This is a genomic window from Flavobacterium azizsancarii (assembly GCF_027980145.1).
GTDB lineage: Bacteria > Bacteroidota > Bacteroidia > Flavobacteriales > Flavobacteriaceae > Flavobacterium > Flavobacterium azizsancarii.
Genome location: NZ_JAMZNK010000129.1, coordinates 1 through 379 on the forward strand (window position 1 = coordinate 1; position 379 = coordinate 379).

The following is a 379-nucleotide window of genomic DNA, read 5'->3' on the forward strand; positions in this document are numbered from 1 at the left end:
TCCTGTAGTAACCCAAGTATCACCTTGTTTCACATAAACATCTCCTGTACTATTATCTACATAAGTATCTCCATCTTTTCCTGGGGTTGTTGCTCCGGGTGCGCCGGTACCGCCGGTAATTGATTTTCCATCTTTTCCATCATCTCCTTTTGGTCCTTTAATATTTCCTGTAGTTACCCAGGTATCTCCCTGTTTCACATAAACATCTCCTGTACTATTATCTACATAAGTATCTCCATCTTTTCCTGGGGTTGTTGCTCCGGGTGCGCCGGTACCGCCGGTAATTGATTTTCCATCAGCACCATCTTTTCCATCATCTCCTTTTGGTCCTTTGATATTTCCTGTAGTTACCCAGGTATCTCCCTGTTTCACATAAACA

The 379-nt window shown here is 43.0% G+C and carries 1 pseudogene; it reads right to left on the minus strand.

The window, feature by feature from the left end:
* A pseudogene (locus tag NJT12_RS24915) lies at positions 1-379 on the minus strand (hypothetical protein); the annotation flags it as partial.